The organism is Veillonella sp. ZSJB6 (assembly GCF_051549505.1).
Lineage (GTDB): Bacteria > Bacillota > Negativicutes > Veillonellales > Veillonellaceae > Veillonella.
Window position 1 is genome coordinate 20639 of record NZ_JBPUGE010000007.1, and the last position, 15778, is coordinate 36416.

At 37.5% G+C, this 15778-nt stretch carries 9 protein-coding genes and 3 tRNA genes; 2 read left to right on the forward strand and 10 right to left on the reverse strand.

The annotated features are described in order from the left end of the window. Nucleotides 1–497 precede the first annotated feature (497 nt). The 6 genes from ACSV5T_RS08165 to ACSV5T_RS08190 form a co-directional block, all read right to left on the reverse strand. Nucleotides 498–6323, reverse strand: a complete 5826-nt coding sequence (locus ACSV5T_RS08165) for an ESPR-type extended signal peptide-containing protein (RefSeq protein WP_438320750.1) — start codon at nt 6321–6323, stop codon at nt 498–500. Nucleotides 6324–6728: 405 nt separating this feature from the next. Then, a complete protein-coding gene (locus ACSV5T_RS08170; protein WP_105093990.1) occupies nt 6729–7763 on the reverse strand; it encodes a biotin-dependent carboxyltransferase family protein in 1035 nt (344 codons plus the stop codon). Then, a complete protein-coding gene (gene pxpB / locus ACSV5T_RS08175; RefSeq protein ID WP_438320751.1) occupies nt 7753–8493 on the reverse strand; it encodes a 5-oxoprolinase subunit PxpB in 741 nt (246 codons plus the stop codon). The genes ACSV5T_RS08170 and pxpB overlap by 11 nt, the downstream gene beginning before the upstream one ends. Nucleotides 8494–8567: 74 nt before the next feature. Then, a complete protein-coding gene (locus tag ACSV5T_RS08180) occupies nt 8568–9764 on the reverse strand; it encodes an NRAMP family divalent metal transporter (RefSeq protein WP_438320752.1) in 1197 nt (398 codons plus the stop codon). Between the two features lie 159 nt (nt 9765–9923). Beyond that, nucleotides 9924–10694, reverse strand: a complete 771-nt coding sequence (locus tag ACSV5T_RS08185) for a LamB/YcsF family protein (protein WP_295825983.1) — start codon at nt 10692–10694, stop codon at nt 9924–9926. Between the two features lie 260 nt (nt 10695–10954). Further along, nucleotides 10955–13144: an ATP-dependent Clp protease ATP-binding subunit gene (locus ACSV5T_RS08190; protein WP_438320754.1), complete on the reverse strand. Its 2190-nt coding sequence runs from the start codon at nt 13142–13144 to the stop codon at nt 10955–10957. 337 nt (nt 13145–13481) lie between these two features. Between ACSV5T_RS08190 and ACSV5T_RS08195 the strand changes: the two genes are divergently transcribed. Together ACSV5T_RS08195 and ACSV5T_RS08200 are read left to right on the forward strand one after the other, a co-directional pair. Then, nucleotides 13482–13643, forward strand: a complete 162-nt coding sequence (locus tag ACSV5T_RS08195; RefSeq protein WP_438320755.1) for a hypothetical protein — start codon at nt 13482–13484, stop codon at nt 13641–13643. Then, nucleotides 13640–14044, forward strand: a complete 405-nt coding sequence (locus ACSV5T_RS08200; protein WP_438320756.1) for a type II toxin-antitoxin system death-on-curing family toxin — start codon at nt 13640–13642, stop codon at nt 14042–14044. The genes ACSV5T_RS08195 and ACSV5T_RS08200 overlap by 4 nt, the downstream gene beginning before the upstream one ends. A gap of 263 nt (nt 14045–14307) precedes the next feature. Here ACSV5T_RS08200 and ACSV5T_RS08205 read toward each other — a convergent pair whose 3' ends face one another. The 4 genes from ACSV5T_RS08205 to ACSV5T_RS08220 form a co-directional block, all read right to left on the reverse strand. Continuing rightward, on the reverse strand, nt 14308–15180 hold the full coding sequence (locus tag ACSV5T_RS08205; protein ID WP_438320758.1) for a DUF2806 domain-containing protein: 873 nt from the start codon (nt 15178–15180) through the stop codon (nt 14308–14310). 64 nt (nt 15181–15244) lie between these two features. Continuing rightward, a tRNA-Arg gene (locus tag ACSV5T_RS08210) sits at nt 15245–15321 on the reverse strand. A gap of 97 nt (nt 15322–15418) precedes the next feature. Further along, nucleotides 15419–15492 (reverse strand) — tRNA-Gly (locus tag ACSV5T_RS08215). Nucleotides 15493–15501: 9 nt separating this feature from the next. Beyond that, nucleotides 15502–15578: transfer RNA gene (locus tag ACSV5T_RS08220), tRNA-Pro, on the reverse strand. Nucleotides 15579–15778 lie beyond the last annotated feature (200 nt).

Genomic DNA, 15778 nt, shown 5'->3' on the forward strand with positions numbered 1-15778 from the left:
CCATACTTCTCTCAGTCTGGAAATAATGAAAGCTACATAGCTTTACATTTATAAAACTTATCTTTTATTTTATCATAATTTATCTAATTTTCTCAATTTAAAAGTGTAATTTTTGGATATTTAATATTATCTCAATTATGTATAGAGCATGCTTAAACACGCAGTATCATCATAATTCATTTATAATTCACCTTAATAAATTGCATATTATATGAATTTTTATGCTTCTAATTGAGAATGCAAAGAATATTAGATTTCATTACAAAATTAATCATCGCCTAAAAATATTCATAAATTATTCCTTATATACAGTTTTATTGATAATTTTATTAATTATTAAATCAGAATTTTCAGACTATTTTATTTTACAGATATAGCTTTAATAAACTATTTTTATTTTCATACTAAAAAGAGCCTCCTCTTTCGAGGAAGGCTCTTTATAGTTTTACATATCCATTCACGGGATATACATAGTTCTAACTATATGTACAATATGATTATGCTTTATTTGCCAACAATTGGTTAACTGCTGCTTTCAACGCATCAATTTCAGATTGTTGTTGTTCAAGCTTGGATTTGTACTCTTCATTTTGGGAACGCAAGTGACTTACTTCATCTTGCATTACGTAGATAGAGCTGATAGGACCCGCTTTATAACGTTCTGGAATCGCATCTTTTCTATCACGGCTACCACCAAATTTATGAGTTACACCAGCATTAATCATGTTATGGCTAGAACCAAGTGTAACACCAACATTGAACATAGTATCTTCAGTTTTGTAATGGGCAAGACCGATTGCACCAGCTGTTTCACCACGGTAGTTACCAATACCAGCCATAATTTGTGTTGGTTCCAATGGATCGTATTGGATTGGTTTCAACGCTGCCATAGCTGCTGCATGAGCACCAACACGTTGTGTTTCAACGCCTACGCGATTAATAGCTTCTTGTAAGCCTGCTTGTGCGCCTTTCAATTGGCTAACGTTTACTGCATCTGTATCAGCTGTACCAGGTGCTACACCATGAATTTGGTTACCACCATTGTTCAAGCCATCTACAGTAAGGGATACAGGGCTAGCTGCAGCGTTTGCAGGATTAATAGTCATGCCTGCACCATTAACTGTTGTAGCGTTACCAGCTGCATCTTTTACAGTTGTACCAGCAGGAGTAATCTTAGTGGATGGACCATTTTCATCGCCTACAGTTACACTGTTAAGACCTTTCACGTCTTTAGCTAGGCTATATGTGAAAGTAGTACCGTCTTGTTTAACTTCAAGGTTATCACCAGCTTGGAATTTAACAGTATCTCCACCTTGTACTTTTTCAACAGTACCGCCAGCTGCAGTTACATTCCATGCAGATAAATCTTTAACTTGTTGTTTACCAGCATCTGTTAAGTTGCTCAAGTCTTGGTTTGCTGCATTATCGATTTTAGCTTTTGTTGCATCATCGATTTTAACAGTTACATCTTCACCATTAGCTACCGTTGTTAAGCCGTTTTCGCCTTTGATGTTAAATTTCACATCGCCTGTGCTCAAGGATTTTTTATCAGTAGAACCAGTGTTACCACCTAAGGAAATCTTACGACCGATTGCTTCTGTGTTTTTATCAATTTGAGCTTTATTTGCTGCAATATTATCAGCATTTTTACCAATGTTAGTTTTATTTTCCGCTACTTGATCATCAACTGCTTTCAATTGATCTTCAGTTGCCGCACGACCAGATACAGGTTGTGTTTGACCTGGAACCCAAGTTTTATTAGTCAAGCCTGTTACTTCTGGAGTTTCTACACCATCAGTTGCTTTTACTTTTGGAGCTGTAATTGTGTCATTAGCAGTTACAGTATCAAATGTTACATCTTTCTTAGTTGCAATTGTGAAGTCTTTACCATTTTGAGTAATGGAGATGTTATCACCATCGATGAACTTAACTGTGTTACCACCTTCAACCTTTTCAGCTGTACCGTTGTTCGCCACTACATTCCATGCGGATAAATCTTTAACTTGTTGTTTACCAGCATCTGTTAAGTTGCTCAAATCAGTATTTGCTGCGTTGTTGATTTTATTTGCAGTATCATCATCTAACTTAACAGTTACATCATCACCATTAGCTTCAGTAACGATACCGTTTTGCCCTTTAATATTGAATTTCACATCGCCTGTGCTCAAGGATTTTTTGTCAGTAGAACCAGTGTCACCACCTAAGGAGATTTTACGAGCGATTGCTGTTGTATTTTTGTCAATATTATCTTTATTTGTTTTAATATCGCCAGCATTTTTATCGATAGCAGTTTTGTTATCAGCAATATTTTTCTTGTTCTTAGCTACTTCATCATCAACTGCTTTCAATTGATCTTCAGTCGCAGCACGACCAGATACAGGTTGTGTTACACCTGGATTCCAAGTAGTATTTGTTAAACCACTCACTTCAGGAGCTGTAATTTTTTGGTTTGCTGTAACGTTGTCAAATGTTACATCTTTCTTTGTGGCAACAGTGAACTCTTTACCATTTTGTGTAATGGTAACATTATCACCATCGATGAATTTAACTGTATCGCCACCTTGAACCTTTTCAGCAGTACCGTTGTTAGCTACTACATTCCAAGCTGCTAAATCTTTAACTTGTTGTTTACCAGTTGGAGTCAAGTTGCTCAAGTCTTTATTTGCTGCGTTGTCGATTTTGTCTTTTGTAGCATCGTCCAATTTAACAGTTACATCTACGCCATTAGCTGCAGTAGTAATGCCATTTTCACCTTTAATATTGAACTTCACATCACCTGTGCTCAAAGATTTTTTATCTGTATCACCATCATCACTACCTAAGGAGATATTACGAGCAATAGCCGTTGTATTTTGGTCAATTTTATCTTTGTTTGCCGCAATTTCCCTTGCATTGTTAGCAATATCGTCAGCATTTTTATTGATAGCAGTTTTGTTAGCCGCAATATCACCAGCATTTTTGTCGATTGCTTTTTTGTTATCTGCAATGTTATCAGCATTTTTGCCGATTTTATCTTTATTATCAGCTACTTGATCATCTACAGCTTTCAATTGGTCTTCAGTCGCTGCACGACCAGATACTGGTTGTGTTTGACCTGGAACCCAAGTTTTATTAGTTAAACCAGTTACTTGAGGCGTTTCCACACCAGTTGTAGCTTTAACTTTTGGAGCTGTAATAGTATCGTTAGCCGTTACCGTATTGAATGTTACATCTGGCTTAGTAGCAAATGTGAAGTCTTTACCAGATTGTGTAATAACAATGTTATCACCATTAATGTACTTAACAGTGTCGCCACCTAATACTTTTTCTGCAGTACCATTATTAGCCACTACATTCCAAGCCGCTAAATCTTTAACTTGCTTTTTACCATCTGGAGTCAAGTTGCTCAAATCTTGGTCAGCAGCGTTATCAATTTTTGCTTTAGTAGTATCATCAAGTTTAACTGTTACATCGTCACCATTAGCAACAGTAGTAAGACCATTATCGCCTTTAATAGTGAAGTCTACATCACCATTGCTTAAAGATTTCTTAGTTGTAGTACCAGTGTTACCATTTAAGAAAATCTTACGAGCGATTGCTGTTTTATTATCCGCAATATCAGTAGTATTTTGAGTGATATTGTCTTTATTAGCTTTAACTTGATCATCAACTTTTTTCAATTGATCTTCAGTTGCCGCACGACCAGATACTGGTTGTGTTTGACCTGGAACCCAAGTTTTATTAGTCAAGCCAGTTACTTCTGGAGTTTCAACACCAGTTGTAGCCTTAACTTTTGGAGCTGTAATTGTTTGGTTAGCAGTAATATTATCGAATGTTACATCTTTTTTAGTAGAGATTGTGAAGTCTTTACCAGCTTGAGTAATTTCGATGTTATCACCATCGATGAACTTAACAGTGTCGCCACCTTTAACATTTTCAGCAGTACCACTGTTAGCTACAACTTTCCATGCTGCTAAATCTTTAACCTTTTGCTCACCTGCTGGGTTCAAATTGCTTAAATCTTTGTCAGCAGCGTTATTGATTTTATTTTTAGTATCTGTATCAAGTTTAACAGTTACATCATTACCAGCAGCTGTTGTAGCAATACCATCTTCACCTTTAATTTTGAAGCTTACAGCTCCATCATTTAAAGATTTCTCTGTTGTAGAACCAGTATTACCTTCTAAGGAAATTTTATTAGCAAGCGCTGTAGTATTTTTATCGATTGCTGTTTTATTAGCTTCTGCTTTAGCGTCTGTTTTCTTCAATTGAGATACATTGACAGCATCTTTATCATCTACGCCATCAGCTACGTTAGTAACTTTCATGTCGCCTGCATTGATACCTTTATCGCCATCAATTTTTACAGTCGGATTGCCAGCAGCATTGTTGAAGGATGCACTGTTCAAGCCAGTAAGATCTTTCTTCAAGGATACAGAGATATTTTTATCATTTCTAGCAACTGTAATATTATCGTCGCCAGAGAAATCTACTTTATTACCTTTTTCAACTGTTACTGGTGTTGCTTCACCATTAGCGGAAAGGTTCCATCCGTATTTATTTTGATCAATAGCCTTATTAATTGCATCAGCCACGTTAGCAGCATCTGCCATGCCCGCTGTGCCTGTAGCTGTACCATTTGTTACAGTAATATCTTGCTTTTTACCAGCAATTGTAATTTTCTTGCCATTAGCTGTAGTTTCAATGTATGTGTTATCGCCATTTACAGCTAATTTGCTATTTGCTAAATTCACATCGCCACTACCAGTGTCGCCTGTGAAAGCAAGGTTAACGCTCTTCAATTGTGCTACGTTAACAGCATCTGTATCAGCTGTACCAGCAGCAACATAGTTGATTTGGCGAGTTTGATCTGTTGTACCTACTGCCACACCGCCTAATGTAGATGTTAAAGTTGTACCAGTTAAGTTAGCATATGTATCAGTACGACCAGTATTGGCATTATAGCCTGCTACACCTGCAGCTGTACTAGCAACAGATTTAGAACCAATAGCTACGCCATTAGCTGTCGTTGCACTCGCACCATCACCAATAACTACAGATTTTTCTGCAGCTGCAGTTGTAGATGCATTTGGACCAATAGCAATAGAGTTATTTGCTGTTGCGCCTGTATTATCCGCATTTGGAGTATCAGTAGATTTAATAGATACATATTTATAAGCAATTTGATCCACGATAGCAGCTAACTGAGAGCCGTTGATGGCATCTGTAGAAGTAGCACTTACTTCACCAGGAGCGACGTTTTTTAACTGACGTTCATATCCTTCAGCACCGAAAGATACAATATCACCTTCTAACGTTTTGTCACCACCAGCCCATGTTGCTGTAATACCATTTGGCAATGTATAGCTAGATTGTTTAGTACCTGCCTTATCTGTAGTAGAACCACCACCTAAAGCGACAGAGTTATCACGGTTTGCTTTAGCACCTGTACCAATAGCGATGGCATTTGTTACAGATGTATTATCGGCAGCACTTGTATTTACGCCATTTAAAGCACCGGCAATACGATTTTTAGAGTCAGCGCCAGTACCAATAGCAATACCAGCATTACCAGATTGCCCTTTAGTACCCACTGTGATACCGATATGATCTGCTGTAGCATTATTATAATCACGCCACTTAATTTCATACCCTGTTAAAGCTTTAACAGCATCAGAAACAGTAGCGACAGCAGCTTTTCCTGTATTAATATCGGTATAAACGGCTCTCGTACTTGTCATTCTATCAGCGTCATCACCACCAATAACAATTGAGGAGTGACCAATGGCTTTAGTATTACCACCAATAGCAATACTTTGGTCACCTATAACGGTAGCCCCTTGCCCCGGTAATGCACCACCACCAATGGCAATACCTTGTGAAAATGAAGTACCAGCTTCGTTTACTGCCGCATTAGTACCAATAGCAATCGCAGTACCACCATTTGCAATTGAATCTTTACCTACAGCAACACTTGGTGTATTACCATATAGACCTTTTGATTTAGCATTTTGACCAATAGCAACCCCACCACCAGCAGTCTCTACTTTTGCAGCAGTACCAATTGCAACAACATCACTAAGAGTAGCTTTTACATTTGTACCTAAGCCAACAGAATTCCTACCAGAAACATTAGCTCCAGCACCAAAGCCAACAGAAGTTGGATCAGCTACGATAGGTAAAGTATTTGCTGCCAACGCCACATTAGCATTAGTCATAGCCAATGCTGCAAAGATACCCGCTACTACAATTTTCTTTTTACCGCTATTATTTTTAGCGAATTCAGATACTACTACGTAGCATTCTTTAGATTTGCTCCAAACCACCTTAAAAATTTTGTTCATCCTTCTTTTCTCCTTTTTCTCCAATAAACCTTCTTATAATCTCTCTATATATATTTACTATGATATGTTAGTCATAATTGACTTTCAATTTTTTCGATGTAGTTAGTATATCAAAATCTTCGATATAGTTGCAAGTGTTTTCATCAAACTTTCACAAAAATAATAACCTATGCAAATACTGCAATTATGCGGATTTTTTTATGATTTCTATCAAAATTTTACCACATATGTGTCATATTTACACCATAAATAAAATTCTAAGATGAATATAAACTCATAATTAAATTTTTAAACCGAGTTTATATGATTGCAGGCACAGAAAAACACCTCTATAACTGAATAGTACAGCTCAAACTGTACATCTTCATTACAGAGGTGTTCACTTCATTAAATCTATATAAACTTTTAAATTTTATTCCTTACCTTAAAAACATAAGCACTTTGTTCATGTGCTAATTTAATCCGCTTATGTAAACGTTCCATATACGCTCGGTATATATCTTGCGCTTCGTCAATAGATACGATATTAAAGTTAATCCCATCCCCTACCGGCAATTGGCTAAGCCGAGGTAGGTCCGCGGTAATGATAGTGCCTATTTTTGTATAGCCCCCTGTTGTTTGGCGATCTGCCATAAGGACAATGGGATGTCCATTCGATGGCACTTGGATAGAGCCAAATACGGCACCATCAGAAATTATATCTGCACTGTCTACGTGTTCAATTTCAGGACCATCTAAGCGGAAGCCCATACGGTCACATTCTACAGTCAGTGTATAGATGTTATCACTAAAGGTCTTGATTCCCTTCCCGGTGAAATGTTTTGCCTGATCACCTAATACAACGCGTAATGGTTCATGACATTCACGGCCACCACGGTTATACAAGGCTGTATTGAACAGAGTATGATCTTCACCACGATAATCGCATACATGTACTTCGTCTCGAGTAAAAGCTTTAATACCTAGCTCATCGCCCTTTTGTAATGGGCGCCCCTCAAGGCCACCTATTTTTGCCTTTGTATGGGTAGAAACACTGCCGTTGATACTTGGCACATCGATGCCACCAGAGAATGAAATGTACATGCGCACACCACATTGGCTAAAGCCACCGGAAATAACATCACCATCGTGACATACGAATGGAATATATCGAGGCACCCGTACATTATTAATTGTCGGTTCCATGTCGGCCCCTGTGAAAGCAACGATACATGTGCCTTTCACGGTTAGTGTAGGTGGTAATAAGGTACATTCTAAGGCACCTACTGTTTCTACATTACCTACGAGAGCTTGACCCAAGAGGTAGCTTTCACTATCCATAGGACCTGCTACAGGCATACCGTATTGTTGGAACCCAACACGACCTTCATCTTGAATTGTCGTATACATACCAGGTGCAGTTACGTAGATTGATGATTTCTTAAATTCATTAATAGCCACGCAACTCACCTACCTCTACTTTATACATGGACGGTACATAGTCCGAACCCAATGCTTTAATACGATTATATTCTGCTTCATCAATTGGTACATAGCGTACATAGTCGCCGGCACTCAATAGTGCCGCTTGTTCCTTGGACATATCATACATGGTTACAGGTGTACGTCCAATAATCTGCCAGCCCCCTGGAGAGTCAGACGGATACGTCCCCGTCTGCTCCCCTGCAATACCTACAGAACCTGCTGGTATCAATGTTCTTGGAGAGGACAAACGAGGCGTCGCAATACGTGGGTCCATACCGCCTAAATAGGTAAAGCCAGGAATGAAGCCAAGCATATATACCAAGTAATCCGTACCACTATGAATGGCTACAACCTCATCTTCGCTTAAGTTATTATGAGAGGCCACAAAGCCAAGGTCTGGACCAAACTCACCACCATACACGGTAGGAATTTCTACAACAGTAACAAGCTCATTATCATTATCTGTTATGGTCTGCTCCAACGTAGGCTCAATGATGTTACACAATTCCGAATAGGAATATAGCATAGCATCATATTGTAAAAGTAATGCACAATAGGTAGGAACTAATTCAATGATTCCCTCTAGATGCAGCTCTTGAATTCGCTCTATCGTTTGACGTATATGTCGATTAATCTTTGGATCGATCACTTGACCAAAATCAATAGAGATAGCACAATCGCCTACAGGTGAAATTGTAGGTTTCATAGGTACCTCCTTCCTAAAACCAGAAAGAACCATTACCTTCAACCGAAAATAATGGTACTTTCACAACGATTACATTAACCAAGTAATTTAGCAATGCCTTGTAAGGATGTAACACCGATATAGGCTGTTACAAGTACTACAATCCAACCTGTATAGTATAAGAATTTATTATGTTTGTAGTCCCCTACGATTTCAGATTTATGAGTGGCAAAAAGCATCACTGCCAATGTGATTGGCAAGATCAAGCCATTTACGGAACCAGCCAAAATCAACAAGGATGCTGGTTTACCAATGAAGATCAAAATACATGTAGAAACGAAGATAAATGCCATAATGGTCAATTTTTCATTTCTTTCAACTACTTTGAACAATGTTTTTAAGAAGGATACGGATGTGTACGCCGCACCTACTACAGATGTTAAGGCTGCACAGAAGAATACAATACCAAACAATTTATGGCCGATTTCACCAGCACCAAGAAGGAATGCAGAACCAGCTGGGTCCTTAGGATCTAAGGCAAAGCCCATGGACACAACACCAAGAACTGCCAAGAATAACAAGATACGAACCACTGCATCTACAGACATACCCATGAAGGCTGCACGACGCACATCTTTCAAATGCTCTTGACCAGTGATGCCTGCATCGATAAGACGGTGACCACCGGAGAATGTAATGTAACCACCTACAGTACCACCGATTAACGTAATAGTAGCAAGCCATGGGTAATGTGTTGGTGCCACCGCATGAGTAACCGCTTCAGCCACTGGAGGGTTTGTAGAGAATGCCACATAACCAATCAATACTAGCATAACAGTACCAAGGATTTTTGCGGTGTTATCTAGAACACCACCCATTTTTGGGGATGCGAATAATAGAATACCCAAGATACCACTGATAGCCGCCGCAGTCGTTGTATCAATACCAAATACAATGTTTAGACCCATGGACGCGCCCCCAATATTACCGATATTGAAAGCAAGACCGCCAAGGGATATCAAGAATGCTACGAAATAGCCAAGACCTGGCAATACTTTATTGGCAATATCTTGACCGCGCATTTTAGATATGCCAATGATAGTCCACACATTGAGCTGTGCCACAATAGAGAAAATAACAGAAACAACGATGGCAAATGCAAAATCAGACTTCAACTCATTTGTAAATGCCGCCGTTTGTAACATAAAGCCCGGCCCAATAGAGGACGTAGCCATCAAGAAAGCTGCCCCAAGCAGGACAGATAAACTTGCTTTACCTGCAATTGGTTTCATAAAAACCTCCACACAATAACTTATTTATTCATTAATCAACTAATTATCTATTATGTACTTATTGTTTATTATGTACTTATTGTTTATTATGTACGTATTGTTTATTACATATTTACTACGTATTTTCTATGTATCGCTTATTTTCTAATCGCCGTTTTACTATTTACGGTTCTGAAAATTAGCTACCGTAACGCCCGCTTTTGTAAGGCCTTCACGGATATAATTTGTGAAAGCAATCGCTTCTGGGTTATCGCCGTGTACGCATACGGAATCAGCTACAATATCGATAGTATTTCCTGTATTAGTAACAACCTTGCCTTCTGTAACCATCATGAGCACTCGTTCAAGAGCCTCTTGAGGGTCTTTAATAAAAGCACCAGGCTCTGTACGAGGTACCAATGTACCTTCATCGGTATAACCACGATCAGCAAATACTTCTTGAATAACAGGAATGCCTCGGCGTTGTGCCTCTTTTGCAATATAGCTACCGCTCAACACCATGGCTGCAATATTAGGGTTTACTGCTTGTAAGCCATCTAATACGGCATCTGCCAATGCAGGAGTTACACAGGCAGTATTATAAAAAGCACCATGTAATTTCATATGTTGCAATGTAACGCCATAGCTATCACAGAAGGCTTGCAATGCACCCACTTGATATATCATATACGCCTTTGCCTCTGCCGGATTTACGGCCATCGCACGGCGGCCAAAGCCCATTAAATCAGGATATCCTGGATGAGCCCCTACGGCTACGCCCTTCTCCTTGCACATGCGAACCGTCGCATCCATAATGAGAGGATCCCCAGCATGCCATCCACAAGCAACATTAGCACTAGTTACATGATTTAATACTTCACTATCCATGCCTAATGTGTAGTTGCCAAAACTTTCACCTAAATCACTGTTTAGATCTACATAATGTGACATCAATATCTCCTCCCTTTCTTCATCTCTTTTTTAAATTCTATAGAATATTGAATTAAGTGATATGATTATACTAAATACATCGATGTATTAGCAATGATTTTTGTCATGTATACAAAATTCTTTTATTAATACACAGCTATTAATACATAAAAAAGCACCCGACATATTGTCGGGTGCTTTCACCATCAATAGGGCTATTATTTATTTGTGTATGGAGAGAGTTGTAAGGGATTCATTAGTTAGTGTTAATAGCCTACTGATTATTTATTGTCCTTGGATGCAGCATCATCAGCTTGTTTGCTGTCGTCTGCAGATTTTTTATCAGTATCTTTATCAGTGTCTTTCTCACTGATAACAATGTGACCATCTACAACATCAGCAAGCAAGTGTTTTGCATCGATGTGATCCAAGTAGAAGTCAGTTACATTATCGCGGATTTCAGATTCGATAACACGGCGTAATGGACGAGCGCCCATAGTTTTATCATAACCTTGTTCCATCAATAATTCTTTAGCTGCATCAGTTACATCAAGAGTGATGTCTTTTTTAGCCAAAGTTTTGTTAACTTGATCAAGCATCAAGTCTACGATTTTCTTCAAGTCGTCTTTGCTTAATTGGTTGAACTCAATTACTGCATTGAAACGGTTCAAGAATTCTGGACGGAAGAATGGAGCGATACGTTCCATTACATCAACTTTGTTTTCATCGTCATTATTTTGACCATAACCAAAGCCTGCGTTAGATGTAGCAATGATAACTGTATTTTTGAAGTTTACTGTGTTACCTTGACCATCTGTTAAGCGGCCATCATCCAATACTTGAAGAAGTAATGTAATAACTTGAGGGTCTGCTTTTTCGATTTCGTCGAACAATACGATGGAGTAAGGATTACGACGAACGCGTTCAGTCAATGTGTTGGAGTTATCTTCATAACCAACATAACCAGCTGTAGCACCAATCAATTTAGAAACGGCTGTGCGATCACTGTATTCGGACATATCCAAGCGAATGATAGCATCTTTGTTACCAAACATATCGAGTGCTAATTGTTTAGCCAATTCTGTTTTACCAACGCCAGTAGGACCTACGAATAAGAAGCTACCGATTGGACGGTTACCTTCGTCAAAGCCTGCACGGTTACGACGAATAGCTTTAGATACAGCTTCTACTGCTTTATCTTGACCAATTACATGAGCTTGTAAACGAGATTTCATGTCTTTCAAGCGTTCAATATCAGATGCACCCATTTGAGATACAGGGATACCAGTCATTCTTTCAACAGCTTCCGCTACATCGTTAACTTGAGCTACAACCTTTTGGTTATCAGTGTGTTTGTCGATTTCTTCTTGTAATTTTTGAATACGCATTTTTTCATTAATAGCGGATTCGTAATCTTCTTTTTGAGCAAACTCTTCTTGTTTTGCTTTAGCTTCTGCAATATCTGCTTCTAATGTTTTAATATCAGTTACAGGATGTTGGGAAGCCAAGTGAGCTGCTGTTACATCAATCAAGTCGATAGCTTTATCTGGTAAGCTACGTTGAGGAATGTATTGTACGGAATAATCTACAGCGGCTTTCAACACAGCATCTGGCAATTCGATATTATGATGCGCTTCATACAATGGACGAATGCCTTGTAAAATTTTGAAAGTATCTTCTGGAGATGGTGCATTTACCTTAACTTCATTGAAACGACGAGCAAGAGCTGCGTTTTTCATGATTGTGTTACGGTATTCATCTTGTGTTGTAGCACCGATAACGGTCATTTCACCACGGGACAAAGCAGGTTTCAAGATATCTGCTAAACCTTTAGAACCTTGACCATCACCTGTGGAACCAGCACCCAAGATTTGGTGGATTTCGTCGAAGAACAAGATAATGTTACCAGCAGCCTTAACCTCTTTGATAAGGTTTTGGATATTTTCTTCGAAGGAACCACGATATTGAGTACCAGCTTCCAAACCGGAAATATCGATGGAAATGATTTCTTTATTTTTAATAGCTGCTGGAACATCGCCATTAACGATAGCTTGTGCCAAGCCTTCTACTACTGCTGTTTTACCAACACCAGCATCACCTACGAGTACAGGATTGTTTTTAGTACGACGTGCAAGGATTTCTGCTGTTTCTTGGATTTCTTTATTACGACCAATTACTGGATCAAGTTTACCATCACGAGCTTGTTGCGTTAAGTTTGTACCTAACTTAGCAAGGATGCCATCTTGTTTCATTTTACCTTGTTGTGCAGCTTGAGCAGCTTGCATTTCTTCGTTAGAAGGCAAACGACCAGTTTGACGATAATACGCAAACTCTTCAGGAGTTACCTCGCGACCATTAATTTTATAACGACGGTTTTCTGTGGAATAACCACCCATGTTACCCATCAATTGATTGAACAAGTCGTTCATGCTACCGAAATCGCTACCAAAGTTATTGAAGTTGTTGTTCATATTAATTACCTCACTTTTTTTACTACAAGTATATTTATTTGACCTTTTATGTCTATCTAATTTCTTGCTTTATTTCTAGGTTTCTTCAACCTTATGTCATTATAATAATCTGATTAAGTCAAAAAGTCAATAGGTCAAAGTAAAAATTTTTGACTTTTTTTGACTTTTATTTTGACTAGTTTGATTTATGTGGCAAGAATACAGATAAATACTGGGTTTATGGTGAATAATTAATTTTGAACTTTTGAATTATTTCTTATAAATCAGATTGTTTATATTGATTTATTCCCTATATAATAGATATAAAAGTCAAATAAATAGTAAAGGAGTTTAATCTATGACACTGAAAGATCCGAAAATCGGCAATCTCCAAACAACCAAAGAGTCCTCCATCATGACCAGTGACACTCATAAAGAATTAAAACAGCGGATAAAAGACATTTCGCTACAAGTGTTAGAACGTAATTACAAATTATATAAAGCATTGGAGAATAAATGAGTACACCCAACATTCAATTCACTGTACAAGATATCTATGAACTTCATATTCAATTAGAGAAAACCTTTATTCTCTCCTCCGGCATTCGAGACGAAAAGCTTTTAGCTTCAGCCGTAAACACCCCATTTCAAACCTTTATGGGAAACGATTTATATCCATCTATCTACGATAAAGCAGCACAATTATGTTATGGCATCGCCAAAAATCATCCTTTTACAGATGGCAATAAACGAACTGCACTACACAGCATGTATGTATATCTCATTATCAATGGATTTGATATTACAGCTACACAACAAGAAGTTGAAGATCTAATTATCGATGTGGCAGCGGGAAAAATGACAAACACTGAATTAGTACAATGGTTGCGAAAGAATACTATAGAAATAAATGTAAATTAACGAACCTCAAACTACACACAAAGTTTTAAAAATTAGTGCACGGCTTAAATATTTCTAAAGAGAGAAGATAATATAAATTACACCCCAAAAATTAGACATAATTTTTGGGGTGTAATTTAATTTAAAATTCTTTTTTGTTAAAGTTGCCAAAGCAACTATCAAAAGCCATCATATATATTCATATTATTATAAAATCATAATAACTAAATGTGTAATCTAAAATCTAATTTAATAATTCAATATTTCAAATTTTTAATTGAGAATTATTTTACCTCAACAGTCACAGTAGGTACAATTTTAATTTCTAATTCATTATGATTCTTTTCTAAAACTTCTTTAAATGAATATAAGATCTTATCATTTGTTAAAGAGCCAATTATTAATAATAATTGATAAGCAAATACAGTAAATGGGTAAAATTCAATCTTTAGTGTTTGTTCTTTTTTCCCTATATTTTTCACTTGAAGCGTATGTTGATTAGACATACATAAATTAACCGTCTCATCAACCAATATTTGAATTGACATAGTTAATCCTTGAGGTATCTTCAACAAACCATAATCCTCTAGCAACAACAAATCTTCATATTTAATATCATTATGCTTTAAAAAATCTTCATCCCTAGGAATAAAACAATTATTACGTATTAATATGCTTTTATTCAATAATTTTTCCAGTAAACGTGCTTCTTTTGATGACATATTTTTTAATAGCTCTATAGTCTTATATGATATAGATTTAGGCTCATTAATTTCACTAGCTAATAGCTTAGCCCAAATCTCTTGCATCTCTTCATTACTAACAGTACCGACTGCGTCATAAAATTTAATAAACCAATCAAAATCAAATTTATGAATAGTATCTTCTGTAGGTTTATCTGAGATATATTTATCAGCTATTACTGCAATCCTCTCAAAATTTGATGCTTTATAAAACTCAGTATATGTAATTAGCTTATTATCTAGCAACGTTTGTGCCATTTCACCAAGCTTAGCAATTTTTAGTTTTTCAAACTCAATAGCTTCTGTATTTTTCCTACAAAAAATAGTAGCAAAAATTCCTTTCGCCAATACCGTTACAATTGGGGTAGCAGGTGAGAGTGCCTGAACAATCGGAATCATACTATTTATATCCATATTGAATACTCCTATAAACCTATCAAAAGCGGATAGCTCATTACGAGCTATCCGCTTATTTCTTTGGTGATCCAGGAGGGATTCGAACCCCCGACCCACGGCTTAGAAGGCCGTTGCTCTATCCAACTGAGCTACTGAACCATGTGGATTACCTATATATGTAATTATCTATTATAGTATAAATTATGTACTATATATCGTCAATATTACGTTTTACCCTAAAAAAGGCAAAAAAAAATGGAGCGGGTGAAGGGAATCGAACCCTCGCGACCAGCTTGGAAGGCTGGGGCTCTACCATTGAGCTACACCCGCAAAAAAAAATGGTCGGAGCAGCAGGATTCGAACCTGCGACCCCCTGGTCCCAAGCCAGGTGCGCTACCAAACTGCGCTATGCCCCGTCATTAATTACTTGCTAATTATAGCAAACCTGGTAGTTGATGTCAACCACTACTCTTGCTGAGTTTTGTACTCTTTTGAGTATCGCTCTGCAACGAAAATTATTATATCATCGATATAAAATAGTGACAAGTACTTTTTTACAACTTCATTAATTTTTTAAAATTTATTAGTTCATATGAAAAAACATGCACCTCTTTCG

Excerpts from the sequence above, each read along its gene's own strand:
- ACSV5T_RS08165 (WP_438320750.1), bottom strand. The coding sequence starts at position 6,323 with ATGAACAAAATTTTTAAGGTGGTTTGGAGCAAATCTAAAGAATGCTAC.
- pxpB (WP_438320751.1), bottom strand. The coding sequence starts at position 8,493 with ATGAAACCTACAATTTCACCTGTAGGCGATTGTGCTATCTCTATTGAT.
- ACSV5T_RS08180 (WP_438320752.1), bottom strand. The coding sequence starts at position 9,764 with ATGAAACCAATTGCAGGTAAAGCAAGTTTATCTGTCCTGCTTGGGGCA.
- ACSV5T_RS08185 (WP_295825983.1), bottom strand. The coding sequence starts at position 10,694 with ATGTCACATTATGTAGATCTAAACAGTGATTTAGGTGAAAGTTTTGGC.
- ACSV5T_RS08190 (WP_438320754.1), bottom strand. The coding sequence starts at position 13,144 with ATGAACAACAACTTCAATAACTTTGGTAGCGATTTCGGTAGCATGAAC.
- ACSV5T_RS08195 (WP_438320755.1), top strand. The coding sequence starts at position 13,482 with ATGACACTGAAAGATCCGAAAATCGGCAATCTCCAAACAACCAAAGAG.
- ACSV5T_RS08200 (WP_438320756.1), top strand. The coding sequence starts at position 13,640 with ATGAGTACACCCAACATTCAATTCACTGTACAAGATATCTATGAACTT.
- ACSV5T_RS08205 (WP_438320758.1), bottom strand. The coding sequence starts at position 15,180 with ATGGATATAAATAGTATGATTCCGATTGTTCAGGCACTCTCACCTGCT.